This window comes from Shinella sp. WSC3-e (assembly GCF_945994535.1).
In the GTDB taxonomy this organism is placed as follows: Bacteria; Pseudomonadota; Alphaproteobacteria; order Rhizobiales; family Rhizobiaceae; genus Shinella; species Shinella yambaruensis.
The window spans coordinates 3,086,529-3,110,963 of the sequence record NZ_OZ000530.1 but is presented as its reverse complement, the minus strand read 5'-3'; the positions used below and the strand labels follow the sequence as shown (position 1 = coordinate 3,110,963).

At 65.2% G+C, this 24,435-nt stretch carries 18 protein-coding genes; 12 read left to right on the top strand and 6 right to left on the bottom strand.

Annotated features, from left to right (window positions below):
• Positions 1 to 69: 69 nt before the first annotated feature.
• From lysS to AABF56_RS15425, 5 genes are all read right to left on the bottom strand, one after another.
• Complete coding sequence (gene lysS, locus AABF56_RS15445; protein WP_272806604.1) at positions 70 to 1,563, bottom strand: lysine--tRNA ligase; 1,494 nt, start codon at positions 1,561 to 1,563, stop codon at positions 70 to 72.
• 13 nt (positions 1,564 to 1,576) lie between these two features.
• Positions 1,577 to 3,046: a glutamate--tRNA ligase gene (gene gltX / locus AABF56_RS15440; protein WP_272806603.1), complete on the bottom strand. Its 1,470-nt coding sequence runs from the start codon at positions 3,044 to 3,046 to the stop codon at positions 1,577 to 1,579.
• A 175-nt stretch (positions 3,047 to 3,221) separates the two neighbouring features.
• Positions 3,222 to 4,994, bottom strand: coding sequence for an SLC13 family permease (locus AABF56_RS15435; RefSeq protein WP_272806602.1), 1,773 nt, complete (start codon positions 4,992 to 4,994; stop codon positions 3,222 to 3,224).
• 297 nt (positions 4,995 to 5,291) lie between these two features.
• Entirely contained in the window at positions 5,292 to 6,041 is a 750-nt protein-coding gene (locus tag AABF56_RS15430; protein ID WP_244768198.1) for a TerC family protein, read from the bottom strand.
• A gap of 145 nt (positions 6,042 to 6,186) precedes the next feature.
• A complete protein-coding gene (locus AABF56_RS15425) occupies positions 6,187 to 6,846 on the bottom strand; it encodes a TetR/AcrR family transcriptional regulator (RefSeq protein WP_272806601.1) in 660 nt (219 codons plus the stop codon).
• 143 nt (positions 6,847 to 6,989) lie between these two features.
• Between AABF56_RS15425 and AABF56_RS15420 the strand changes: the two genes are divergently transcribed.
• From AABF56_RS15420 to AABF56_RS15390, 7 genes are all read left to right on the top strand, one after another.
• Positions 6,990 to 8,192, top strand: coding sequence for an HlyD family secretion protein (locus tag AABF56_RS15420; protein ID WP_272806600.1), 1,203 nt, complete (start codon positions 6,990 to 6,992; stop codon positions 8,190 to 8,192).
• A gap of 26 nt (positions 8,193 to 8,218) precedes the next feature.
• Positions 8,219 to 9,808, top strand: a complete 1,590-nt coding sequence (locus AABF56_RS15415) for a DHA2 family efflux MFS transporter permease subunit (RefSeq protein ID WP_272806599.1) — start codon at positions 8,219 to 8,221, stop codon at positions 9,806 to 9,808.
• A 37-nt stretch (positions 9,809 to 9,845) separates the two neighbouring features.
• On the top strand, positions 9,846 to 10,991 hold the full coding sequence (locus AABF56_RS15410) for a metallophosphoesterase (RefSeq protein WP_443021132.1): 1,146 nt from the start codon (positions 9,846 to 9,848) through the stop codon (positions 10,989 to 10,991).
• An 83-nt stretch (positions 10,992 to 11,074) separates the two neighbouring features.
• Positions 11,075 to 12,124, top strand: a complete 1,050-nt coding sequence (locus tag AABF56_RS15405; protein WP_272806597.1) for a LacI family DNA-binding transcriptional regulator — start codon at positions 11,075 to 11,077, stop codon at positions 12,122 to 12,124.
• 10 nt (positions 12,125 to 12,134) lie between these two features.
• Positions 12,135 to 13,589, top strand: coding sequence for a xylulokinase (gene xylB / locus AABF56_RS15400; RefSeq protein WP_272806596.1), 1,455 nt, complete (start codon positions 12,135 to 12,137; stop codon positions 13,587 to 13,589).
• Between the two features lie 27 nt (positions 13,590 to 13,616).
• The gene (xylA, locus tag AABF56_RS15395; RefSeq protein ID WP_272806595.1) at positions 13,617 to 14,927 is read left to right on the top strand and encodes a xylose isomerase; all 1,311 of its coding nucleotides are present in this window, start codon (positions 13,617 to 13,619) and stop codon (positions 14,925 to 14,927) included.
• 348 nt (positions 14,928 to 15,275) lie between these two features.
• Positions 15,276 to 16,784: a methyl-accepting chemotaxis protein gene (locus tag AABF56_RS15390; RefSeq protein ID WP_272806594.1), complete on the top strand. Its 1,509-nt coding sequence runs from the start codon at positions 15,276 to 15,278 to the stop codon at positions 16,782 to 16,784.
• 34 nt (positions 16,785 to 16,818) lie between these two features.
• Here the strand turns inward: AABF56_RS15390 and AABF56_RS15385 are convergent, their stop codons facing one another.
• Complete coding sequence (locus tag AABF56_RS15385; protein ID WP_272806593.1) at positions 16,819 to 17,850, bottom strand: LacI family DNA-binding transcriptional regulator; 1,032 nt, start codon at positions 17,848 to 17,850, stop codon at positions 16,819 to 16,821.
• A gap of 220 nt (positions 17,851 to 18,070) precedes the next feature.
• Between AABF56_RS15385 and AABF56_RS15380 the strand changes: the two genes are divergently transcribed.
• The 5 genes from AABF56_RS15380 to AABF56_RS15360 all read left to right on the top strand — a co-directional run bounded on the left by AABF56_RS15380 (position 18,071) and on the right by AABF56_RS15360 (position 24,406).
• Positions 18,071 to 19,597, top strand: coding sequence for a sugar ABC transporter ATP-binding protein (locus AABF56_RS15380; protein WP_272806592.1), 1,527 nt, complete (start codon positions 18,071 to 18,073; stop codon positions 19,595 to 19,597).
• A gap of 46 nt (positions 19,598 to 19,643) precedes the next feature.
• A complete protein-coding gene (locus AABF56_RS15375) occupies positions 19,644 to 20,654 on the top strand; it encodes an ABC transporter permease (protein WP_244768209.1) in 1,011 nt (336 codons plus the stop codon).
• 93 nt (positions 20,655 to 20,747) lie between these two features.
• Complete coding sequence (locus tag AABF56_RS15370) at positions 20,748 to 21,701, top strand: substrate-binding domain-containing protein (protein WP_272806591.1); 954 nt, start codon at positions 20,748 to 20,750, stop codon at positions 21,699 to 21,701.
• Positions 21,702 to 21,989: 288 nt separating this feature from the next.
• The gene (locus AABF56_RS15365) at positions 21,990 to 23,042 is read left to right on the top strand and encodes a sugar phosphate isomerase/epimerase family protein (protein ID WP_272806590.1); all 1,053 of its coding nucleotides are present in this window, start codon (positions 21,990 to 21,992) and stop codon (positions 23,040 to 23,042) included.
• A 179-nt stretch (positions 23,043 to 23,221) separates the two neighbouring features.
• Positions 23,222 to 24,406 (top strand): Gfo/Idh/MocA family protein, encoded by a 1,185-nt coding sequence (locus tag AABF56_RS15360; protein ID WP_272806589.1) that lies wholly within the window; start codon positions 23,222 to 23,224, stop codon positions 24,404 to 24,406.
• Positions 24,407 to 24,435 lie beyond the last annotated feature (29 nt).

Sequence of the window (24,435 nt, the reverse complement as noted above, 5' to 3'; positions counted from 1 at the left end):
GAGAGGGTGAGGGGCAAGAGCCAAGGACGAAATAAGACAAGAGGTGGCCGGCATCAGCCGCGTCAGCCCTCAATCCGCCTTTGCCCGGCGTGCCGGGAAGAGGATGACGTCGCGGATCGACGGGGCGTTGGTGAGCAGCATGATCAGGCGGTCGACGCCGATGCCGAGGCCGCCGGCCGGCGGCATGCCCTGGTCGATGGCATCCAGGAACTCGTCGTCGAGCTGCTTGGCCTTTTCGCCGCGGGCATGCGCCTGTTCCAGCTGCTCGACCATGCGGGCACGCTGCTCTTCCGGATCGTTCAGCTCCGAAAAGGCGTTGCCGAGCTCCCAGGTGTTGCAATAGGTCTCGAACCGCTCGACGAGACGCGGCTCGCCCGGCACTTCCTTGGCGAAGGGCGAGATGTCCTTCGGAAAGTGCGTGACGTGCGAGGGTTGGATCAGCGTCGGCTCGACCTTCTCCTCGAAGATGAAGGCGAGGCATTCGCCCCAGGTCCAGTCCTTCTCGACCTCGAAGCCGGCGGCCTTGGCGGCGGCGCGGGCCTCCTCGTCCGTCCTGATGGCGAGGAAATCGATGCCGGTGGCTTCCTTCACCGCATCGGGCATCGGCACGCGCCTGAACGGGCCCTTGAAGGAGATTTCCTTGTCGCCGTAGGAAAATTCGGTCGAGCCGTGGATCTTGACCGCGAGCTCGGCGAAGAGGCGTTCCACGAGGTCCATGATGTCCTCGTAGTCGGCATAGGCCCAGTAGCACTCCATCATGGTGAATTCGGGATTGTGCCGGGTGGACACGCCCTCATTGCGGAAGTTGCGGTTGATCTCGAACACCTTGTCGGTAAGCCCGGAGACCAGCGTGCGCTTCAGGAACAGTTCCGGCGCGATGCGCAGGAACATGTCGAGCTTCAGCGTATTGTGGTGCGTCTTGAAGGGCTCGGCCGTCGCGCCGCCATAGACGGAGTGCAGCATGGGCGTCTCGACTTCCATGAAGCCGTCGTTCTCCATGAAGCGGCGGATGCCGGAGACGATCTTCGAGCGCTGCTGGAAGCGGAGCTTGGATTCCTCGTTGGTCATGATGTCGAGGTGGCGCTTGCGGTAGCGGATCTCGACATCCGAGACGCCATGCCATTTTTCCGGCATCGGCAGCAGGGTCTTCGTCAGCATGACGATGTCCTGCGCGTTGATCGTCAGCTCGCCGCGCTTGGTGCGGCGCACGACGCCCGTCACGCCGATGATGTCGCCGAGATCGATCATCGGCAGCAGCGCGCGGGCTTCCTCCGGCGTCGTGTCCTTGTGCGAAAAGATCTGGATTTTTCCCGAGGCGTCATGGATGTCCATGAACATGCCGGAATTGCGCGAGGAATAGACGCGGCCGGCAACCGTCACCACGTCGCCGCTTTCCGTGTCGGGCGCCAGGCCTTCGTATTTTTCCGCAAGTTCGGCATTCGTCATCGTCCGGTGGAAATGTGCCGGATAGACGTCGCCGATCGTCTCGCGAAGCTGGCCGAGCTTCTGGCGGCGGACCTCCGTCGGGTCGGAGGAAAGGGCGGTTTCTGTCTTTTCGTTCATTCTTTCTTGTTCCTTACTTTCCGCTGCCCACCATCGAGGCGACGACCTGCGCCGCGACCTTCAGGCGCTGGCGCACGACGGAGCGGCCGAGGATCGCCATCGAATCGAAGAGCGGCAGCGAGCGCGACGAGCCGGAGACGGCGACGAAGAGCGGGGCGACGACGACCTTCAGCTTCTTGCCGAGCCGGTCGGCGCTCGCACGCAGTTCCGCCTCGATGCTCTCGACGGTCCATTCCGGCATCTTTTCAAGGTCCGGCTGCACCTGATTGAGGACTTCGAGGATCTCTTCCGGCGTGGATTTCACCTTGGCGAAGGCCTCCGGCGTCAGGCCGAGGTCGGATTTCAGCAGGAAGCCGGCAAGGTCGGGCAGCTCGCCGAGCTTGGAGATGCGCGACTGCGAGAGCTTCAGCCCCTGGCGGACGCGGTCGTTCTCCATCGCCCAGGAAAGCACGCGCTGGACGAATTCCTCTTCCGAAAGCTGCTCGCGCAGCCAGCGGCCGTTCAGCCAGTCGAGCTTCTGGATGTCGAAGATCGCGCCCGCCTTGGACAGGTTCTCCGGGTCGAACTTTTCGGCGAGCTGATCCATGGTCAGCATCTCCTCACCCTCGGCGATCTGGACGAAGAACAGGCCGAGGAAGTTCATCAGCGCCTCCGGCAGGTAGCCGAGCGCGGAATAGTAGGAGATCGACGTCGGGTTCTTGCGTTTCGAGAGCTTCGACTTGTCGTGGTTGCGCATCAGCGACAGATGCATGAAGACCGGCGGCTCGAGGCCGAGATATTGGTAGATGAGGATGTGCTTCGGCACCGAGGCGAGCCATTCCTCGCCGCGCGCGACATGCGTGATCTTCATCAGATGGTCGTCGACGACGTTCGCCATATGGTAGGTCGGCATGCCGTCGGCCTTGAGCAGGACCTGCATGTCGACGGCGTCCCACGGGATTTCGACCGGGCCGTAGACGCCGTCGACGAACTTGCAGGAGCCTTCCGTGGGGATCTTCATGCGCACGACATGCGGCTCGCCCGCCTCGACGCGCGCGGCCACTTCCTCGGCGGAAAGATGCAGGCAGTGGCCGTCATATTTCGGCGGCTTGCCTGCGGCGCGCTGCGCCTCGCGCATCTTCTCCAGCCGCTCGGGCGTGCAGAAACACTTGAAGCCATGGCCGTTCTCGACGATCTTGTCGACGAAGGGGCGGTAGATGTCCTTGCGGTCGGACTGGCGATAGGGGCCGTAGGGGCCGCCGATGTCGGGGCCTTCCGACCATTCGAGGCCGCACCATTTCAGCGCGTCCAGCACCTTCTGCTCGAATTCGGGCGTCGAGCGCGTGGCGTCCGTATCCTCGATGCGCAGGATGAAGGTGCCGTTGTTCTTCTTGGCGAAGAGATAGTTGAACAGCGCGATATAGGCGGTGCCGACATGCGGTTCGCCGGTCGGGGAGGGTGCGATGCGTACGCGAACGCCGGAGGCGGTTGCGGAAGTGCTCATGGTTTGGCCCGTCTTGACATGGTTTTACGCCCCCGGCCGGAGGTTCCGGCGTCGAAGGCGTCACGTTAGGGAGGGAGAGCCCGGTTTTGCGCCGGATATGCGGCGGGAAAGGGCCTTCCGTTGGGCTGGGTGAGACCATATTCAGCCCGGCACGTCAAGAAAAAGTCAGTCCGGCCTATTGCACCGGCCAGACGTAGAGCAGCGCGGGCACGCTGACCAGCACGATGAGGAAGGACAGCGGCAGGCCGACGCGCGGATAGTCGGCGAACTTGTAGCCGCCCGGTCCCATGACCAGCGTGTTGCACTGGTGGCCGACGGGGGTGAGGAAATCGCAGCCCGCGCCGATCGCCACCGCCATCAGGAAGGCCTCCGGCCGGTAGCCGAGCGCGCCGGCGAAACTCGCCGCGATCGGCGCCATGACCAGCACCGTCGCGGCATTGTTGAGGAAGGGCGTGACGGCCATGGCGGTCAGAAGGATGAGGGCGAGCGCGCCGAAGGGCGGCAGGTGCACGGCGACATCGCCCAGCCAGCCGGCGATGAGCTCGCTGGCGCCCGTCGTGCGCAGGCTGTCGGAGACGGGGATGAGACAGGCGAGCATGATGAGGATCGGCCCGTCGAGCGCGGCATAGGCCTCGCGCAGCGGCACGGCGCGGAAGAGCACCATGGCGACGGCGGCGGCGAAGAAACCGGTCGCCACCGGCACGAGGCCGACGGCGGTGGAGGCCATGGCGGCGATCAGCACCAGCACGGGGATGATCGCCCGGCGGGGGGCGCCGAGCAGGATTTCGCGCTGGGCGAGGGGAAGCAGGCCGAGTTCCGGCAAGAGCGTCGGCAGGGTGCGGTTGTTGCCCTGCAGCACGACCATGTCGCCGGGGCGCAGCCGCACCTCGGAGAGCTTTTCCCGCAGCCGCTCGCCCTGGCGGCTGACGGCGAGCAGGTTGATGCCGTAGGAATGGAACAGCGCGATGCTGCGCGCCGAAATGTCGATCAGCCGGGAATCGTTGCCGACGACGGCCTCGATGGCGCTGATCTCGCCTTCCTCGCCGCGCCCGGCGCGGATCGGCTTGCCGGACAGCATCAGGCCGGCGGCGGAAACGACCTTGTCGAGTGCGCTCGCCGTGCCCTCCATCAGGATCGTGTCCCTGGCGGCAAGGCGCACGTCGGGCAGCGGGGAGAGATGGACATGGCCGCGGATGATGGCGGTGGCGATCACCTCGCCGTCACCATGCTTCAGCACGTCGTTCAGCGACTTGCCGACCGAGGGCGAGCCTTCCTCCACCGTGGCGTCGGAGGAATAGGCGGCGGCCTCCAGCGATTCCTCGATGCTGGCATTGCTGTTCGTGCGTTCCGGCACGATGCGGTTGAAGAACAGCATGAAGAGGATGCCGTAGACCGCCAGCGTGGCGCCGACGGGCGTGAAGTCGAACATGGTGAAGCTCTCGCCGGTGATCTCCTGGCGCAGCCGCGAGACGACGATGTTCGGCGAGGTGCCGATCTGGGTCATCAGGCCGCCGAGCAGCGCGGCGAAGGCCATGGGCATCAGGAACTTCGAGGCGGGCGTGCCGGATTTCCGGGCGAACTGGAAGGCGAGCGGCATCATGATGGCGAGCGCGCCGATGTTCTTGATGAACGCCGAGAGCACCGCGACGGAGACGAGCAGCAGCGCGAGCTGCGCGCGGCCGGCGGTGAGGTTCGGGAAGAAGCGCTTGACCGCGAGGTTGACGATGCCGGAGCGGGCGACGGCCGCGCTCACCATCAGCGCGCTGCCGACGATGATGACGATGTCGTCGCTGAAGCCGGAAAAGGCCTTGTCGAAGGGCACGATGCCGAGCGTGAGCGCCAGAAGCAGCGAGCAACAGGCAACGAGGTCGTAGCGGAACCGTCCCCAGATGAACGCCGCCATCATAAGTGAGATGACGACGAAGGCGAAGGTCTGCTCAAGGGTCATGTTCTGGTCCGTGCGGCGGGACGATGCTCGGCATGAATTCCGTACGGGCCTTTCCGGTTCCTGCACGACGCGCAAACCGGTCACAAACTTTCGCGGAACAATCCACCCGGCGAAAGGTTTGCCAAGAGAAGGCGGGCCGTGTCAACCGGACGCGACGGAGATGGAGAATGCGGGCGTTTTTCCGGTTTCTTCCCGTGGCCAACGAAACGGCAGTCGAGCTCCCCACCCGTCCGGCCCGTCTTCGACACCCTTCCAAACGGAAGCCGGCGGGGCCTTCGTCCCGCCAGTCTTTCTGTGCTAGTGGCCCGAGGCCTTGCTCTTTTGCCGCGCCCGTCGGGAGAACATGTTGAGCACCTCGACAAGGGCCGAGAAGGCCATGGCGGCGTAGACATAGCCCTTCGGCACATGGAAGCCCATGCCTTCGGCGATCAGCGTGGTGCCGATCATCAGGAGGAAGGCGAGCGCCAGCATGACGATCGTCGGGTTCTTCTCGATGAAGTTGGCAAGCGGGGTCGCCGCGAGCAGCATGACCGCGACGGCAACCAGGACGGCGACCACCATGATCGGCAGGTGCGGCGTCATGCCGACGGCCGTGATGATGCTGTCGATGGAGAAGACGAGGTCGAGCAGCAGGATCTGGCCGATCGCCGCCGTGAAGGTCGTCGAGACCGCACCGCCGACCATGTCCTCCTTGTGGTCGATGGGATCGACATTGTGGTGGATCTCCTTCGTCGCCTTCCAGACGAGGAAGAGGCCGCCGGCGATCAGGATCATGTCCTTCCAGGAGAAGCCATGGCCGAAGGCCTCGAAGACCGGGGTGGTGAGCTGGACGATCCAGGCGACGGTGCCGAGCAGCGCAAGGCGCATGATGAGCGCGAGGCCGATGCCGATGCGGCGGGCCCGTTCGCGATGCTCGGGTGGCAGCTTGTTCGTCAGGATCGAGATGAAGATAAGGTTGTCGATGCCGAGAACGACCTCCATCACGATGAGCGTGATGAGGGCTATCCAGGCGGCCGGGTCTTGCACGAGCGCAAGAATGCTGTCCATCCGGTCTTCCTCTCCAAATACGGGTTTGAGAATGGACTTCCGTATTTATGCAGAATTTGACCGCTGACAAGCTGAGCGAGGGCCGTTCAAGCTCATATCACGATTTCGTCATCTGATGGACGGTCGGCAGGCGGTTTTCCCGGCTCTACGGCTTCGCGCCATAGGCTGCGAGAAAGACCCTTATGGCCGAGGTGACGTTCTGCTCGATCACGGCCTTCGGCGGCACCTCCTCCATCGCGCCGAAGAGGCGGGGCTTGAAAAGACCGACCGTTGTGAGCTCGATGAACTGCTTGGCCGCGTGCGTCGTGTCGTCCGAAACCACGATGCCCGCCGCCACCTGGCGGTCGAGATATTCCTGCAGCACCGACACCGGGTTGATCGGCGTTGCGGAGAAGAAGCGGCTGCAGAGCTTCGGCAGGCGATGGTTGGCGGCGATCACCATGCGCATGGCACGGATCGTCTGGTCCGCCGTCATGTGGGTGGCGAACAGCGTGCCGAATTCCTTCAGCGTCTCGGTGATAGGCTTCCTGCCGTCCAGCACATGGCGCACCGTTTCGGTGATCCGCCGGCGCTCGCGCTCGATCATCGAGCCGAACAGGTCTTCCTTGTTCTCGAAATAGACGTAGATCGTGCCCTTGGAAACGCCGGCGGCACGCGTGATGTCGTTCATGCTGGCGGCCTCGAAGCCCTGTTCCATGAACACGCGTTTCGCGCCGTCGAGGATCTGCTCGCGCTTGGCGGGATCCTCGCCGGCAATGCGGCGGCCCGTATGCGGGGCTGCCGATTTTTCTTCCGTCGTCTGCATCTCCGTTCCCGCGCTCGAAGCCTCGCCAGCTATTTCGAACCGATCGGTTCGATTTCTACTTGATATGCGCGAGAAAGAGGACTATGTCAAATCGAACCGAACGGTTCAGTTCGGAATTTTATCCCAGAGATGGTGGCAAGCCCATGTCGACTTCCCATGGCGCCGGCACGGCGAAGGTTCGTCCGGTCAACGATGATTTCGAGGCGGAGACCGCCGAGGCGCGGCCGGCAACCACGGCGGAGGCTGCACCCGCCGCCACCGTGGCCCAGCCGGAGACCAGAAAGGGCGGCCGGCGCCTCGCGCTGCCGATCCTTGCCGTCGCCCTCATCGCCGCCGCCGGCTGGTACGGCCATGAATGGTGGACGAACGGCCGCTTCATGATCTCGACGGACGACGCCTATGTCGAGGGCGATATCGCCTCCATCTCCCCCAAGGTTTCCGGCTATGTGGCCGTGGTCAACGCCGTCGCCAACCAGACGGTGAAGGCCGGCGATCCGCTCGTCACGCTCGATGACGGCGACTACCGGCTCGCCCGCGAGCAGGCCGAGGCGCAGATCGCGACGCAGAAGCTCTCGCTCGGCCGCATCGACGCGCAGATCGAAGGCGCCAGGGCAAGCCTTGCCCAGGCGGATGCCCAGAAGACGGCCTACCAGGCAGCCCTCAGCGGCGCGCAAGTCGCCGAAAAGCGCGCCAAGGAGCTGAACGCCAAGGCCGTCGGCACCACCGCCTCGCTCGACAGCGCCACCGTGGCGCTGGACCAGGCCAAGGCCAATCTCGTCGGCGCGGATGCCAATATCGTTGCCGCCAAGGCGGCCATCACCGTGCTCGAGGCGCAGCGCGCGGAGGCCGAAAGCCAGATCCGCACGCTGGAGCTTGCCCGCGACAAGGCCGAGCGCGACCTCGGCTTCACCGTGCTGAAGGCGCCCTATGACGGCGTCGTCGGCAATATTTCCGTGCAGGTCGGCGATCTCGTCTCGGCCGGCCAGCGCCTTGCGGCCCTTGTTCCGGTGAAGGACCTCTATGTCGAGGCGAACTTCAAGGAAACGCAGATCGCCCGTCTCGTGCCGGGCTCGAAAGTGCATCTGCATGTCGATGCCTTCGAGGAGGACGACATTGTCGGCACGGTGGATTCGATCGCGCCGGCTTCCGGCTCGGTCTTCTCGCTGCTGCCGGCGGAAAACGCCACGGGCAACTTCACCAAGGTCACGCAGCGCGTGCCGGTTCGCATCGCCATCCCCCGGGAGGTGCTGGACAGCGGCAAGCTGCGCGCCGGCCTCAGCGTCGTCGTCGACGTCGACAGCCGCACGGCGCCGGCCGGCACGGCGCTCGCCGCCCGGGCCGAGTAGAGACCTCCAGCAAGGGAGCGCGGGCGATGGCCGCGACCGCTCAACCGGCAGCCGGCGCCCTGACGGCGGCGCCCGCGCAGGCCGACAAGGTTCCCGTCCGCCGCGTCGTCGCGTTCTTCGCGATGGTCTTCGGCATGTTCATGTCGATCCTCGACATCCAGATCGTCTCGGCCTCGCTCTCGGAGATCCAGGCCGGCCTCGGCGCAGGCGCCGACGAGATCGCCTGGGTGCAGACCTCCTATCTCATCGCCGAGGTCATCATGATCCCGCTGTCGGGCACGCTGGCGCGCATCGTCTCGACGCGCGTGCTCTTCGCCTTCTCGGCCGCCGGCTTCACCCTGGCGAGCGCGCTTGCCGCGACCGCGACGAACATCGATCAGATGATCGTCTACCGCGCCATCCAGGGCTTCATCGGCGGCGGCATGATCCCCTCGGTCTTCGCGGCCGCCTTCACCATCTTCCCGCCCTCCAAGCGGTCGGTCGTCTCGCCGATGATCGGCCTCGTCGCCACGCTCGCGCCGACCATCGGCCCGACGGTCGGCGGCTATCTCAGCCACGCCTTCTCCTGGCACTGGCTGTTCCTCGTCAACATCATCCCCGGCATCATCGTCACGGTGCTGACCTGGAACCTCATCGACTTCGACAAGCCGGAATTCAGCCTGATGAAGCGCTTCGACTGGTGGGGCCTCATTTCCATGGCGGTGTTCCTCGGCTCGCTCGAATATGTGCTGGAAGAGGGCAACAACAAGGACTGGTTCAGCGACGAGCATATCGTCATGGGATCCGTCGCCGTCGTGGTCGGCGCCGTGGTCTTCTTCTGGCGCGCCTTCAAGGTGCCGTTCCCGGTGGTGGACCTGCGCGCCTTCGCGAACCGCAACTTCGCCTTCGGCTCGATCTTCTCCTTCACGATGGGCATCGGCCTCTACGGCCTCACCTATCTCTATCCGCTCTATCTGGCGCGCATCCGCGGCTACGATTCGCTGATGATCGGCGAGACGCTGTTCATCTCCGGCCTTGCCATGTTCTGCACGGCGCCGATCGCCGGCATGATGTCGTCGCGGCTCGATCCGCGCGTCATGATGATGATGGGCTTCGGCGGTTTCGCGCTCGGCACCTGGTCGATGACGCAGCTGACGGCCGACTGGGATTTCTACGAACTGCTCGTGCCGCAGATCCTGCGCGGCGTCTCGCTGATGATCTGCATGGTGCCGATCAACAATGTGGCGCTCGGCACGCTCTCGCCCGACCGCATCCGCAATGCCTCCGGCCTCTTCAACCTGACGCGCAATCTCGGCGGCGCCGTGGGGCTCGCGGTCATCAACACGATCCTCACCCAGCGCTCGCAGGAGCATTACCTGCGCCTCTCCGAGCATGTGCAGTGGGGCAATCCCGAAGCCGTCGAGCGCATGAACAGCATGGCCGCGAACTACAGCGCCCATGGCCTCGACGGCCCCGCCATCGCCGTCAAGCAGATGGCCGGCATGGTGCAGCAGCAGGCCTATATCCTGTCCTTCATCGACATCTTCGTGCTGCTCACCGGCCTCTTTGCGACGCTCATCTTCTGTGTGCTGGCGATCCGCAAGCCGCAGGGCGCGGTGCGGGGCAGCGGGCACTGAACCTGCCTCTTGCGGTGATCGGGATCGCTCCGTCACAATGGGGTGGTCCTGTCCCTGCCCGGAGGCCCGCTTGTCGTTCGATCCCACGCGCCGTCGTCTCCTCACCGCCGCCGGCGGCTTGGGGCTCTCGCTTGCCTTGCCGGTGTTCCCTTCGCGCGCGGCCCGGCCGGCGACGGATGCGACCTTCCTCTTCTCCTGCGACGTGCATGCCTGCCTCGTCTCGGCGGACGGGCTCAGCCCCAACTGTGCGGACGAGGGCAAGACCGATGCGGCGCTGCTGCGGCATGTCGCGGCGGTGAATGCGGTCGGCGGCCTTGCCTGGCCGGGGGAGATCGACGGCAGGCCGTCCGGCCTTGCCGGCGCCGGCACGACCATCGCGCCGCCGCTCGGCTTGGTGCTCGGCGGCGACATGACGGATGACGGCGGCGGGCAGGTAAAGGTGCCGGGTGAGGGGCGGCAGCTCCAGCAGTTCGCCAGCCGCTACCAGCAGGGCACGGGGCCGGACCGCGTGCACTATCCGGTCTATAACGGCCTCGGCAATCACGACCTCGACCAGGACGGCGTGCCGCCGCATCTCGACTGGTACCGGCGCGAATTGCGCGACTATGTCGAGCTGAACCACCGCTCCACCGTCTTCTACAAGGCGCCGGTGCCGGTGACGAACTACGATATCGAGTCGGACAATTTCTCCTGGGACTGGGGCGGATTGCATCTCGTGCAGCTCCAGCGCTTCGGCGGCGACGATACCAAGGGCGCCATCAGCGGCCTGCCCTGGCTGAAGCAGGACCTTGCCACCTATGCGGCGGATGGCCGGCCGGTCGTGCTGTTCCAGCACTACGGCTGGGACCGGTTTTCCACCGAACACTGGGATCCGGCGGCAAAGACCTTCGATCCGCAGGGCGCCGGCTCCGCGCACTGGTGGACGGAGGAGGAGCGTGCCGGTCTGCTTTCGACACTGAAGGGGTACAACGTCGTCGGCATCTTCCACGGCCACGAGCATCCGACGCCGATGATCTACAACCGCGAGGGCTACGATATCTTCAAGCCCATCGCGGCCTTCCTGGGCGGCTTTGCGCTCGTCCGCGTCACGGACGGATTCATGGACGTCGTGCTTGCCCGCGCGGGGGACAGGCCGGGTGCGATCATCTTTACCCACGCCTTCAGCAAGCGCTTTTCGGGCTGAAAAATCACGGCTGGGCAGCAGCGTGAAAATTTCTGATTTACGTACATCAGAAATTCCTCTATGGGTCTCGGCACGGAGGAGAAATGAGACCTACGGTTCACGATATTGCCGACAAGGCGGGCGTCAGCCTCGCCACCGTTGACCGCGTCTTGAACGGCCGGGCCGGCGTTCGCGGCGTGACGCGGGCCAGGGTCGAGGCGGCGATTGCGGCGCTCGGCTATGTGCGCGACGTGGCGGCGGCGAACCTTGCCAAGAGCCGGGTCTATCCGCTCGTCTTCATCCTGCCGGCGGGCGACAATCCCTTCATGCGCGGGCTCGAGGCGGAGGTGCGCCGCGCCGGCATGCATTCGGCGAGCGAGCGCACCCGGCTTGCCGTCGTCACCGTTCCCGCCTTCGACGCCGGCGCGCTGGCGAAGGCCATCGACGGCGCCATTGCCGAAAAGGTCTCCGGCATCGCCGCCGTCGCGGTGGATGCGCCGGAGGTCTCCGCGGCCATCGGTCGGGCGCATGCGGCCGGCATTCCCCTTGTCACGCTGGTTTCCGATCTTGCCGGTTCCGGCCGCGATCATTTCGTCGGTGTCGACAACATTGCCGCAGGCCGCACGGCCGGCAGCCTGATGGGGCGTTTCCTCGGTAGCCGGCCCGGCCCCGTCGCCGTGCTCGCCGGCTCGATGCGCGTGCGCGACCATCGCGAGCGCCTGGAGGGTTTTTGCGCTGCGATGGCGGATATGCCCGTCACGCGCGCGATCCTGCCGGTGCTGGAGGGGCAGGACGATCCTGCCCGCTCCCGTGCGCTGATTTCCGAGTGCCTCGCCGCCGTTCCGGACCTTGCCGGCATCTACAGCCTCGGTGCCGGCAACCAGGGCCTCGTCGCGGCGCTTGCCGCCGGCGACCGCGACGATATCTGCGTGATCGCCCACGAACTGACGGACCATACCCGCACCGCGCTCGAAACCGGCACCATCGATGCCGTGCTCAACCAGGATGCCGGCCACGAGGTGCGCAGCGCCATCCGCGTTCTGCGTGCCAAGGCGGACGGCCTGCCCGTCATCGCGGCGCAGGAGCGCATCCGCCTCGACATCTTCATCAAGGACAACCTTCCGGCCGGCCCGGACGGGGATGACGGCAACTAGGGAGAACGCCATGTATCTCGGGATCGACCTCGGCACGTCGAGCGTCAAGGCCATGCTGATCGATGCGGAGCAGACGGTCGTCGGCTCGGCCTCCAGCACGGAGGTGAAGACCGCGCGGCCGCAGGCCGGCTGGTCCGAGCAGGATCCGGCGGACTGGATCCGCGCGACGGAGGAGGCGATCGCCGGCCTTCGCGCCGCCCATCCCGCCGGGCTCGCCGCCGTGCGCGGCATCGGCCTGTCCGGACACATGCACGGCGCGACGTTGCTCGACGCCGAGGACAGGGTGCTGCGCCCCTGCATCATGTGGAACGACACGCGCAGCCACTGCGAGGCGGCGGCGCTCGATGCGGATCCACGCTTTCGCCGGATCACCGGCAACATCGTCTTTCCCGGCTTCACCGCGCCGAAACTCGCCTGGGTGAAGAACAACGAGCCGGATATCTTCGCGAAAGTCCGCTGGGTCCTGCTGCCGAAGGATTTTCTGCGCGTCTGGCTCACCGGTGAGCACATGTCGGAAATGTCGGATTCGGCGGGCACCTCCTGGCTCGATACGGGCGCGCGCAAATGGTCTGGCGAACTGCTGGCGGCGACCGGGCTTGACGAGCGCCAGATGCCGGCGCTGGTGGAAGGCACCGATGCCGCCGGCATCCTGCGGCCGGAGCTTGCCGCAAAATGGGGCCTCGGCGCCGGTATCGTCGTTGCCGGCGGCGCGGGGGACAATGCCGCCTCGGCCTGCGGCATGGGCACGGTGCGCGAGGGGGCGGCCTTCGTCTCGCTCGGCACGTCGGGCGTGCTGTTTGCGGCCAATGCCAGCTACCTGCCGAACCCGGAAAGCGCCGTGCACGCCTTCTGCCATGCGCTGCCCGGCACGTGGCACCAGATGGGCGTAATCCTGTCGGCCACCGATGCGCTGAACTGGCATTCGCGCGTCACCGGTGCCTCCGCCGCAGACCTGACACAGGAACTCGGCGATGCGCTGAAAGCGCCGTCCGGCGTCACCTTCCTGCCTTATCTTTCGGGCGAGCGCACGCCGCACAACGATGCGGCGATCCGCGGCGCCTTTCTCGGCCTCGGCCATGAGAGCAGTCGCACGGTGTTGACGCAGGCCGTGCTCGAAGGCGTCTCCTTCGCCATCCGCGACAGTCTCGAAGCGTTGAAATCCGCCGGAACGGTGCTCTCCCGCGTCACCGCCATCGGCGGCGGCTCGCGCTCGCGCTACTGGCTGAAATCGATCGCCACCGCGCTGAACCTGCCCGTCGACCTGCCGGCGGACGGCGATTTCGGCGCCGCTTTCGGTGCCGCCCGCCTCGGCCTCGTCGCGGCAACCGGTGCGGACCCCGTTGCGGTCTGCAGCGCGCCGGCGACGGCCGAGACGATCGAACCCGAGACGGCGCTGAGCGCCGCCTACGAGGACGCCTACCAGCGCTATCGCCGCCTCTATCCGGCAATCCGCGCCGCCTATTGACCAGCAAGCACACCAGAGGAGACACCCATGGCCACCGGCTTCTTCGGCGATATCGCCAGGATCAAATATGAAGGCCCCGACAGCACCAACCCGCTCGCCTTCCGCCACTACAATCCCGACGAGATCGTGCTCGGCAAGCGCATGGAGGATCACCTGCGCTTTGCCGTTGCCTACTGGCACACCTTCGTCTGGCCGGGCGGCGACCCCTTCGGCGGGCAGACCTTCGAGCGTCCGTGGTTCGAGGATTCCATGCAGGCGGCCAAGCTGAAGGCCGACGTCGCCTTCGAATTCTTCCAGTTGCTCGGCGTTCCCTTCTACTGCTTCCACGATGCGGACGTGCGGCCGGAGGGCAGGGATTTCGTCGAGAACACGAAGAACCTCAACGAGATCGTCGACTACTTTGAAAAGAAGCAGGCCGAGACCGGCGTGAAGCTGCTGTGGGGCACGGCGAACCTCTTCTCCAACCGCCGCTACATGGGGGGCGCGGCGACCAATCCGGATCCGGATGTCTTCGCCTTCGCCGCGGCGACGGTGAAGACCTGCATCGACGCCACGCACCGCCTCGGCGGCGACAATTACGTGCTGTGGGGCGGCCGCGAGGGCTACGAGACCCTGCTCAACACCAATATCGGCCAGGAGCTCGACCAGCTCGGCCGTTTCGTCAACATGGTCGTCGAATACAAGCACAAGATCGGTTTCAAGGGCGCGATCCTCATCGAGCCGAAGCCGCAGGAGCCGACCAAGCACCAGTACGACTACGACGTCGCCACGGTCTACGGCTTCCTCAGGAAATACGGCCTGGAGAACGAGGTGAAGCTCAACATCGAGCAGGGCCACGCGATCCTCGCCGGCCACTCCTTCGAGCATGAGCTGGCGCTTGCCAATGCGCTCGGCATCTTCGGCTCGATCGACATGAACCGCAATGACTACCAGTCCGGCTGGGACACCGACCAGTTCCCCAACAATGTTCCGGAAATGGCGCTCGCCTTCTACCAGGTGCTCTCCGGCGGTGGCTTCACCACGGGCGGCACGAACTTCGACGCCAAGCTGCGCCGCCAGTCGATCGATCCGGCCGATCTCCTGATCGGCCATATCGGCGGCATGGATTGCTGTGCGCGCGGCGTGAAGGCCGCGGCCCGCATGATCGAGGACAAGGCGCTGTCCGGTCCGCTCGCCGAGCGCTATGCCGGCTGGCAGACGCCGGAAGCGCAGAAGATACTGTCCGGCGGCTCCTCGCTGGACGCGCTGGAAGCCTATGTGCTTGCCGGCGGCATCAATCCGCAGCCGCGCTCCGGCAGGCAGGAACTCCTGGAAAACGTCGTCAACCGCTACGTCTGACGTGTCTGGGAGAGGTCATTCATGGACCGGAGAGGGCGCCTTCCTAGCGCCCTTTCTTGTTCGGGGAGACCGTGCGGCGAGTCGCCTCACCTTAGGTGAGATATACTTTGCCTTGCGTCTGGTTGTATTTGGTGTCTTCTTTCCAGATCCCCTAAAATTATATGGGTAAGGAACCATTATTGGAGAAAACTGCAACTTTTTTGACTTCTATCAATTTCTGTAAAGTATCGCCGTTCCGTTCGTAGATGTTTGTTTACCATCTCCTGCGAAAAATCGCGACAGACCGCAAGCCGGAGCCCGATTTGGGGCCGGCGTCGATCGCCGTTCCAACCGCACGAGGATTTCCGGATGTCAGCGCAGGATGCCAAGACCCAGCAACTGAACGAGCGCCTCTCCTTCGTCGAGCTCGACGGTGGCCAGCGTGATGCGCTGAAGCGCGCGCTGCCGACGATCTCCGCCTCGCTCGATGGTGCCCTCGACACCTTCTACCGCAAGGCGCGGGCCACGCCCGAGACGGCGCGTTTCTTTGCCAATGAGGCCCATATCCAGAGTGCCAAGGGCCGGCAGGTCAAGCATTGGGAACTGATCGGCTCGGCGCGTTTCGATACGCAATATGTCGATGCCGTCACCATGATCGGCAAGACGCATGCCCGCCTCGGCCTGGAGCCGCGCTGGTATATCGGCGGTTACGCGCTGATCCTCGAGGCGATCGTCGAGAGCGTCATCGCAAAACATCTCGAAGGCTTCATCTACCGCAAGAAGGCGGCTGCGCTCGGCGAGGAGATCTCGGCCATCGTGAAGGCCGCGCTCGTCGACATGGACTACGCGATCTCCGTCTATCTGGAGGCGCTGCAGGAGGAGCGCGAGAAGGCGGAGGCCGAACGGCAGGCGCTGAATGCCGAGCAGGAAGAGGCGCTGGCTGCGCTCGACACCTCGCTCACCCGCCTTGCGGGCGGCGACCTCACGGCCTCGATCAGCACGCCGCTCGCCCCGCAGTTCGAGCGCCTGCGCTCCAATTTCAACGGGGCGATCGAGAAGCTGGACGACACGCTCGGCGCCATCGTCACGGCGGCGGACGATGCGGCCGGCAATTCCGGCGAACTGGTGAATGCCACGGACGACATGGCCAAGCGCACCGAGCAGCAGGCGGCGTCTCTCGAGGAGACCGCTGCGGCCGTCGAGGAAATCACCACCATTTCCCGCGAGGCCGCACAGCGCGCGGAAGAGGCCCGCCGCGTCGTCGGCAGCGCCACGGACGAGGCCCGGCGCTCCGGCCAGATCGTCGAACAGGCGGTCTCCGCGATGGGCGCCATCCAGGACTCCTCCGGGAAGATCACGCAGATCATCAGCGTCATCGACCAGATCTCGTTCCAGACCAACCTCCTGGCGCTGAATGCCGGCGTCGAGGCGGCGCGGGCGGGCGAGGCGGGCAAGGGCTTTGCCGTCGTGGCGCAGGAGGTGCGCGAACTCGCGCAGAAATCCGCGGACGCGGCCAGGGAGATCAAGACCCTGATCGACAAGTCCTTCGAGGACGTGCAGCTCGGCGTATCGCTGGTCAACAAGACGGGCGAGGCCCTGCATCATATCGGCGAGCAGGTCGTGCACATCAACGCGCATATCGATGCCATCGTCAGCTCCGCCCGCGAGCAGTCGGCCGGCATTTCCGAGATCAATACGGCCGTTGGCAGCATGGACCAGATGACCCAGCAGAATGCCGCGATGGTCGAGGAGACCAATGCCGCGACGCACAATCTCATGCAGATCAGCACGACGCTGAAGGGCCTCGTCGACCGGTTCACGGTTTCGGCGGCGCGCGAGCAGCGAATGGCAAAGCCGGCCCAGCGCCGCTACGGGTAAGGGTTGGCGGCGTGCGTGTCCTGGTCGAGGGCTTCTACCGTTTCTGGAGCCGCCGCGACGGCGCGGAGACCGAATTGCGCACGATCAGATCCGGCCGGAGCAGGATTTCCGTGTCAGTCGGCTCGCTGTCGGAGAGAAGCTCGAACAGCAGCGCCATGGCGCTCTTGCCGATCGCGGTGCGCGGCTGGCGGATGGTGGTGAGCGAAGGCGTCATGAAGCTCGCCTGCGGCACGTCGTCGAAGCCGGTGACGGAAAAGTCGGTTGGAATGTCATAGCCGCGCGCGCCGAGGCCGATCATCACGCCGATCGCCGTCTGGTCGTTGACGCACATGAAGGCGCTCGGCAGCGTGTCGCGCATGAAGAGCTGCTCGAGCGCGAGGCGTCCGCTCTCGATCGTGCCGTCGCCTTCCAGGATGATGCGCTCGCCGGCCGGCACGCCCGCGGCGTCGAGCCCGGCATCATAGCCCTGGCGGCGTCGGCTATAGGCAAGGCGCGTGCGCGAATCGCCGATGAAGGCGATCTTGCGATGTCCCTCGGCAATGAGGAGATCGACCGCCTTGCGCGCGCCTTCGATGTCATCGACGCCGACATAGGGGATGCCGCCATTGTAGACCGGCTCGAAGACGCCGACGCTGGGCGGCAGGCGGGCCGTCATGGACTGGTGGCCGAAGGGCAGGATGCCGGTGAAGAGGATCAGCCCGGCCGCCTGGTTGGAATTCAGGAACTTCAGGTATTCGAGGCCGCGCTGCGGATCGTTCTGCGTATGGCCGATCAGGATGCCGTAGCCGTGCGCGCGCGCCTCGTTCTCCAGGCCGACGAGGATGTTGGAGAAGTTCGGGTCGCCGATGTCGGGCGCCACGACGAGGATCATGTTCGAGCGGCCGAGGCGCAGGCTGCGCGCCATCGCATTGGTCGTATAACCGGTGATCGCGATCGCCTGGTTGACCTTCAGCCGCGTCGAGTTGGCCACCTTTTCCGGGGTGTGGATCGCCCGCGATACGGTCGCGATCGAGACCTGCGCGATGCGCGCAACATCCTCGATCGTGGCGGGGCTGGACGTCGACAAACTGGCTCTCACTCGGCACGGGCAAGTCCGGCGGGGGTGCGAAGCGCAGCATCCGGAATTGCATTAACAAACGAAGTGCGGGGGACACTACACAGACTGGACTGAGGGTCAAACGGCGCTTGGTGAAAATTCCTGATATCCCATGATGTAAACCTTTACATGGATCGTGTAAAGGTTTACATCGTTTCTCAAGCGGTCGAGGAGCCGCAGGGAGGAAATCATGAATCCGGACGCTGCCGACGGGGCTCCCGTCGTTCTCGCTGCACGCCGCATCGCCAAGTCTTTCAATGGCGTGCAGGTGCTGTTCAGCGTCAATTTCGAGCTGCGCGCCGGTGAGATCCATGCCCTGATGGGCGAGAACGGCGCGGGCAAGTCGACGCTCGTGAAGATCCTCTCCGGCTTCGAGCAGCCGACATCGGGCGAGATCCTTCTCGACGGCCAGCCGGTCAAGCTGCCGCCGAACGGCCAGGCCGAGCAGCTCGGCATCGTCATCATCCACCAGGAATTCAACCTCGCCGAACATCTGACCGTCACCGAGAGCCTGTTTCTCGGCCGGGAAGTGACGCGCTACGGCGTGCTCGACCGGAAATTCATGCGCGCCGAAACGCGCCGCGTGCTCGACCAGCTCGGCTCCCATGTCGACGAGAACGCGCTGATCAGCTCGCTCTCCATCGCCGACAAGCAGATGGTGGAGATCGCCAAGGCCATCAGCCGCGATGCGCGCATCATCTTCATGGACGAGCCGACGGCCGTGCTCTCGCGCGAGGAGACCAGCTATCTCTTCCGCCAGGTGCGCAAATTGCGCGAGGAGGGCACCTCCTTCGTCTTCGTCTCGCACAAGCTGGACGAGGTGATGGAGCTCACCGACCGGGTCACGGTGCTGCGCGACGGGCAATGGGTGAAGACCGCGCCCACCGCCATTCTCGACGGCGAGTCGATCGCCCAGCTGATGGTCGGCCGCGAGCTTTCCAGCCTCTATCCCTCCAAGCAGGAGCCCAGCGTCGACGAAGAGGTGATGCTCGCCGTGGCGGGCCTTTCGACCCACTACGTCAAGGATGCGAGCTTCGAGGTGCGCAAGGGCGAGATCCTCGGTTTTTCCGGGCTGATCGGCTCCGGGCGCTCGGAATTGATGGAGGCCGTGGCGGGGCTGCGCCCGCGCCTTTCCGGCGAGGTTTCGGTGCGCGGGGAAAGCGTGCCGGGCGGCGATGTGCATGCCGCCAACCGCGTCGGCATCGCCTATATGACGAAGGACCGCAAGCACAAGGGCCTGCTCCTGAATTCCCGCATGACGGCGAATCTCACGCTGCAATCACTGGATAAGCACGGTCATTACGGTTATCTCAGTCCGAAGAGCGAGGCGGAGGCGCTGGAGCGTGCGCGCCGGCGCTTCGATATCCGCGTGCGCGACGGACGCGTCGTCGCCGGCCGCATGTCGGGCGGCAACCAGCAGAAGCTGCTGCTTGCCAAGGTCATGGAGACCGAGCCCGACGTCATCATCATCGACGAGCCGACACGCGGCATCGATGTCGGCACCAAGCAGCAGATCTACCATTTCATCTCGGCGCTCGCCCGCGACGGCAAGTCGATCATCGTCGTCTCTTCCGAGATGCCGGAGATCATCGGCCTGTGCACCCGCGTCGCCGTGATGCGGGAAGGGCGGATCGTCGGCATTCTCGAAGGCGAGGAGATCTCCGAGCAGGAGATCATGCGCTATTCGGCAGGGTTGAAGAAGAAGGCCGCTGCCTGAGCCTTGCGCCGGCGGCATCACACAGAATTCAAGGTTGGGGATGAACATGACGGCAAGCGAAGACGCGGTCGAAACGAAGGGCAAGGGTCGCAGCTGGCGGGATGTCGACCTGAGGGCCGTCGCGCCCTTCGCGGCGCTGGCCCTGCTGCTCGTCGTCGGCGCGCTGGTAAACCCCAACTTCATCGGCTTCACCAATCTGGCGAACGTGGCGACGCGCAGCGCCTTCATTGCGATCATTGCGGTCGGCGCCACCTTCGTCATCTCGTCCGGCGACCTTGATCTCTCGGTCGGCGCCATGGTCGCCTTCGTCGCCAGCCTCATGATCCTCTTCATGAATTCCGGCGCGATCGCCGATCCCTCGCTGATGCTGACCGCCGCGATGGTTCTTACGGTCGTCATCGGCGCGGGATGCGGCCTTCTGAACGGCCTCATCACCACCGTCGGCAAGATCGAGCCCTTCATCGCGACGCTCGGCACGATGGGCATCTATCGCGGCCTGACCACCTGGCTGTCGCAGGGCGGCGCGATCACGCTGCGCGAGCCGGAATTGCAGGCGCTCTATCGCCCGGTCTATTTCGGCTCGATCTTCGGCGTGCCGGTGCCGATCGCCGTCATCCTCGTCGTCACCGCCATCGCCGCCTTCGTTCTCTATCGCATGCGCTATGGCCGGCATGTCGTCGCCGTCGGCTCGAACAGGGACGTCGCGCGCTATTCGGGCATTCCGGTCGACCGCGTGCGCACCATCGCCTTCGTCATCCAGGGCCTGTGCGTCGCCATCGCCGTGCTGCTCTATGTGCCGCGCCTCGGCTCCACCTCGGCGACGACGGGCATCCTGTGGGAATTGCAGGCGATCACCGCGGTCGTCGTCGGCGGTACGGCGCTGAAGGGCGGGGCGGGGCGTGTCTGGGGCACGATCTGCGGCGCCTTCATCCTCGAATTGGTCGGCAACATCATGCTGCTCTCCAACTTCATCAGCGAATACCTGATCGGGGCCATCCAAGGCGCGATCATCATCATTGCGATGCTCGTCCAGCGCTCGCTGGTGCGCAAATCGTGAGACCAGGCAGTTCCAGCCATGGAATTGCGGGGAAGTAGCCGGGTCTACAGGTCGCCCGGTCTGTGAGGAAGACCTGATTTTGGGAGGAAACTCATGCGCAAGAAACTACTGGGCCTGACGGTTGCGGCATTCGCCGTCTTCACCGGCTTTGCCCACGCACAGGAAGAGAAGAAGGTGACGATCGGCGTCTCGATCCCGGCGGCCAGCCATGGCTGGACGGCCGGCGTGATCTTCCATGCCGAGCGTGTCGCCAAGCTCCTGATGGCGAGCCATCCGGGCCTCAACGTCGTCGTCAAGACATCGCCGGACCCGGCAAGCCAGGCAAATGCCGTGCAGGACCTTGCAACGCAGGGCATCGATGCGCTCGTCATCCTGCCGACGGATCCCGATCCCCTGGTCAACGCCATCAAGGAAATCAAGGACAGCGGCACCTTCGTCGCGCTGGTCGACCGTGCGCCGAGCACGAACGACAATTCCGTGCGTGACCTCTATGTCGCCGGCAACAACTTCGCGCTCGGCCAGACGGCCGGCGAATACATCAAGGCCACGACGCCGGAAGCCGAAGTCGTCGTCATCCGCGGCATGCCGATCCCGATCGACCAGGAGCGCCAGGATGGCTTCGACAAGGGCATCGAAGGCTCCAGCGTGAAGGTTCTCGATCGCCAGTACGGCAACTGGAACCGCGACGACGCCTTCAAGGTCATGCAGGACTATCTCACCAAGTACCAGAAGATCGACGTCGTCTGGTGCCAGGACGACGACATGGCCGTCGGCGTCCTGCAGGCCATCGAGCAGGCTGGCCGCACGGACATCCAGTATGTCGTGGCCGGTGCCGGCTCGAAGGACATGATCAAGAAGGTCATGGACGGCGACAAGATGATCCCGGTCGACGTGCTCTATCCGCCGGCGATGGTGGGCACTGCGCTCGAAATGACGGCCGCCAACTTCTACGGCCAGGTTCCGGTCCGCGGCGTCTACACGATCGACGCGACGCTGGTGACGAAGGACAACGCGAAGGACTTCTACTTCCCGGATTCCCCGTTCTGACCTGACGGAAACGAGCCGCCCGGGACATGATGGCCCGGGCGGTTTGACAACGACAGTTCCTCATTCTCTTCCGCCATCCTCGGGCTTGACCCGGGCATCCAGATCGCGGGCGTGGTGTGGATGGTCGGGTCAAGCCCGACCATGACGGAGGAGAAGGGTACTAGCCTTGCAAATCGGCATTGCCCACCCCGCCAAACGCCGATAGCTTTCCACGCGCTGCGGTACGTACCGCAAGAATATCGTCGGCCGCCCGCAAGGTGCGGCCCGGTCCATGGGAGGACGCCACAGATGAAGACGATCAAGGGCCCGGCCCTGTTTCTCGCCCAGTTCGCCGGTGATGCCGCACCGTTCAATTCCTGGGATTCGATCACCAAATGGGCCGCCGACATCGGCTACAAGGGCGTGCAGGTCCCGAGCTGGGATGCCCGTCTCATCGACCTCAGGAAGGCCGCCGAATCCAAGGCCTATTGCGACGACTTCGCCGGCAGGGCGCGCGAGAACGGCGTCGAGGTCACCGAACTTTCCACCCATCTCCAGGGCCAGCTCGTCGCGGTGCATCCGGCCTACGACGAGGCGTTCGACGGTTTTGCGGCGCCGGAAGTGCGCGGCAACCCGAAGGCACGGCAGGAATGGGCGGTGGAGCAGGTGAAGATGGCGCTGACGGCCTCGCGGCATCTCGGCCTCGATGCCATGGCCAGCTTTTCCGGCGCGCTCGCCTGGCCTTTCGTCTATCCCTGGCCGCAACGCCCGGCAGGCCTCGTCGAGACCGCCTTCGACGAACTGGCCAGGCGCTGGAAGCCGATCCTCGACCATGCGGAGGAAAACGGCGTCGACGTCTGCTACGAGATCCATCCCGGCGAGGACCTGCATGACGGCATCACCTACGAGATGTTCCTGGAGCGCACCGGCAACCATGCCCGGGCCTGCATGCTCTACGATCCGTCGCATTACGTGCTGCAATGCCTCGACTATCTCGGCAATATCGACATTTACAAGGACCGCATCCGCATGTTCCATGTGAAGGATGCCGAGTTCAACCCGACGGGCCGGCAGGGCGTCTATGGCGGCTACCAGGGCTGGGTGAACCGCGCCGGCCGCTTCCGCTCGCTCGGCGACGGCCAGGTCGATTTCGGCGCCGTCTTCTCCAAGATGGCGGCCAACGACTTTGCCGGCTGGGCCGTGGTGGAATGGGAATGTGCGCTGAAGCATCCGGAGGACGGCGCGCGGGAAGGCGCGGAATTCGTCAAGGCGCATATCATCCGCGTCACGGAAAAGGCTTTCGACGATTTTGCCGCCGGCGGCACGGACCAGGCGGCCAACCGGCGCATGCTGGGGCTTTGAGGGCTGTCCCTCACCCTAATCCTCTCCCCGCAGGCGGGGAGAGGGAAGGTGCCCCACGAATGGCTATTGTTTGAGGAAGACGGCGCGGCATATCCCCCTTCGCCCCGCTTGCGGGGAGAAGGTGGCCGGCAGGCCGGATGAGGGGCACCCGCCCCGGAGACACTGTAGGAGGAAACCCCATGGCAATCGAAGGAAGCGCCAGCGAGGCGCAGGAGGGCCGCATCCGGCTCGGCATGGTCGGCGGCGGCTCCGGCGCGTTCATCGGCGCGGTGCACCGCATCGCGGCGCGGCTCGACGATCACTACGAACTCGTCGCCGGTGCGCTGTCGTCTTCGCCGGAAAAGGCGGTGCAGTCGGCCCGCGAGCTCGGGCTCGATCCCGCGCGCAGCTACGGCAGCTTCAAGGAAATGGCAATCCGCGAGGCGAAGCTGAAGAACGGCATCGAGGCGGTGGCGATCGTCACGCCGAACCATGTGCATTACGAGGCGGCGAAGGAATTCCTGAAGCGCGGCATCCATGTCATCTGCGACAAGCCGCTGACCTCGACGCTCTCGGATGCGCGCAAGCTGAAGAAGCTGGCGGAGGAGAGCGATGCGCTCTTCGTTCTGACGCATAACTATACCGGCTATCCGATGGTCCGCCAGGCGCGGGAAATGGTGGCCAATGGCGATCTCGGCGCGATCCGGCTCGTGCAGATGGAATATCCGCAGGACTGGCTGACGGAGGACATCGAGTCGGGCGGCCAGAAGCAGGCGGCCTGGCGCACCGACCCCTCGAAATCGGGTGCCGGCGGCTCCACCGGCGACATCGGCACGCATGCCTACAATCTCGGCTGCTTCGTCTCCGGGCTGGAGCTCGCCGAGCTTGCCGCGGACCTCGACAGTTTCGTGCCGGGCCGCCGTCTCGACGACAATGCCCATGTGATGATGCGCTTCAAGGAAAAGGACGGGGTCGCCGCCAAGGGCATGCTCTGGTGCAGCCAGGTGGCCCCGGGCCACGAGAACGGGCTGAAGGTGCGCGTCTATGGCACCAAGGGCGGTCTCGAATGGGTGCAGGCCGATCCGAACTACCTCTGGTACACGCCCTTCGGCGAGCCTAAGCGCCTGATCACCCGGGGCGGTGCCGGCTCCGGCGCGGCGGCCGCGCGCGTCAGCCGCGTGCCCTCCGGTCATCCGGAAGGCTATCTCGAAGGCTTCGCCAACATCTATTCCGAGGCCGCCCGGGCCATCCATGCCAGGCGCAAGGGCGCGCCGGTCGATCCCGCCGTCACCTATCCGACGGTGGATGACGGCCTGAAGGGCATGCTTTTCGTCGATGCCTGCGTCCAGTCGTCGAAGAAGAACGGGGCCTGGGTCAAGGTCTGAGGTTTTCGCCGGATTGCCGGCCGCCGCCC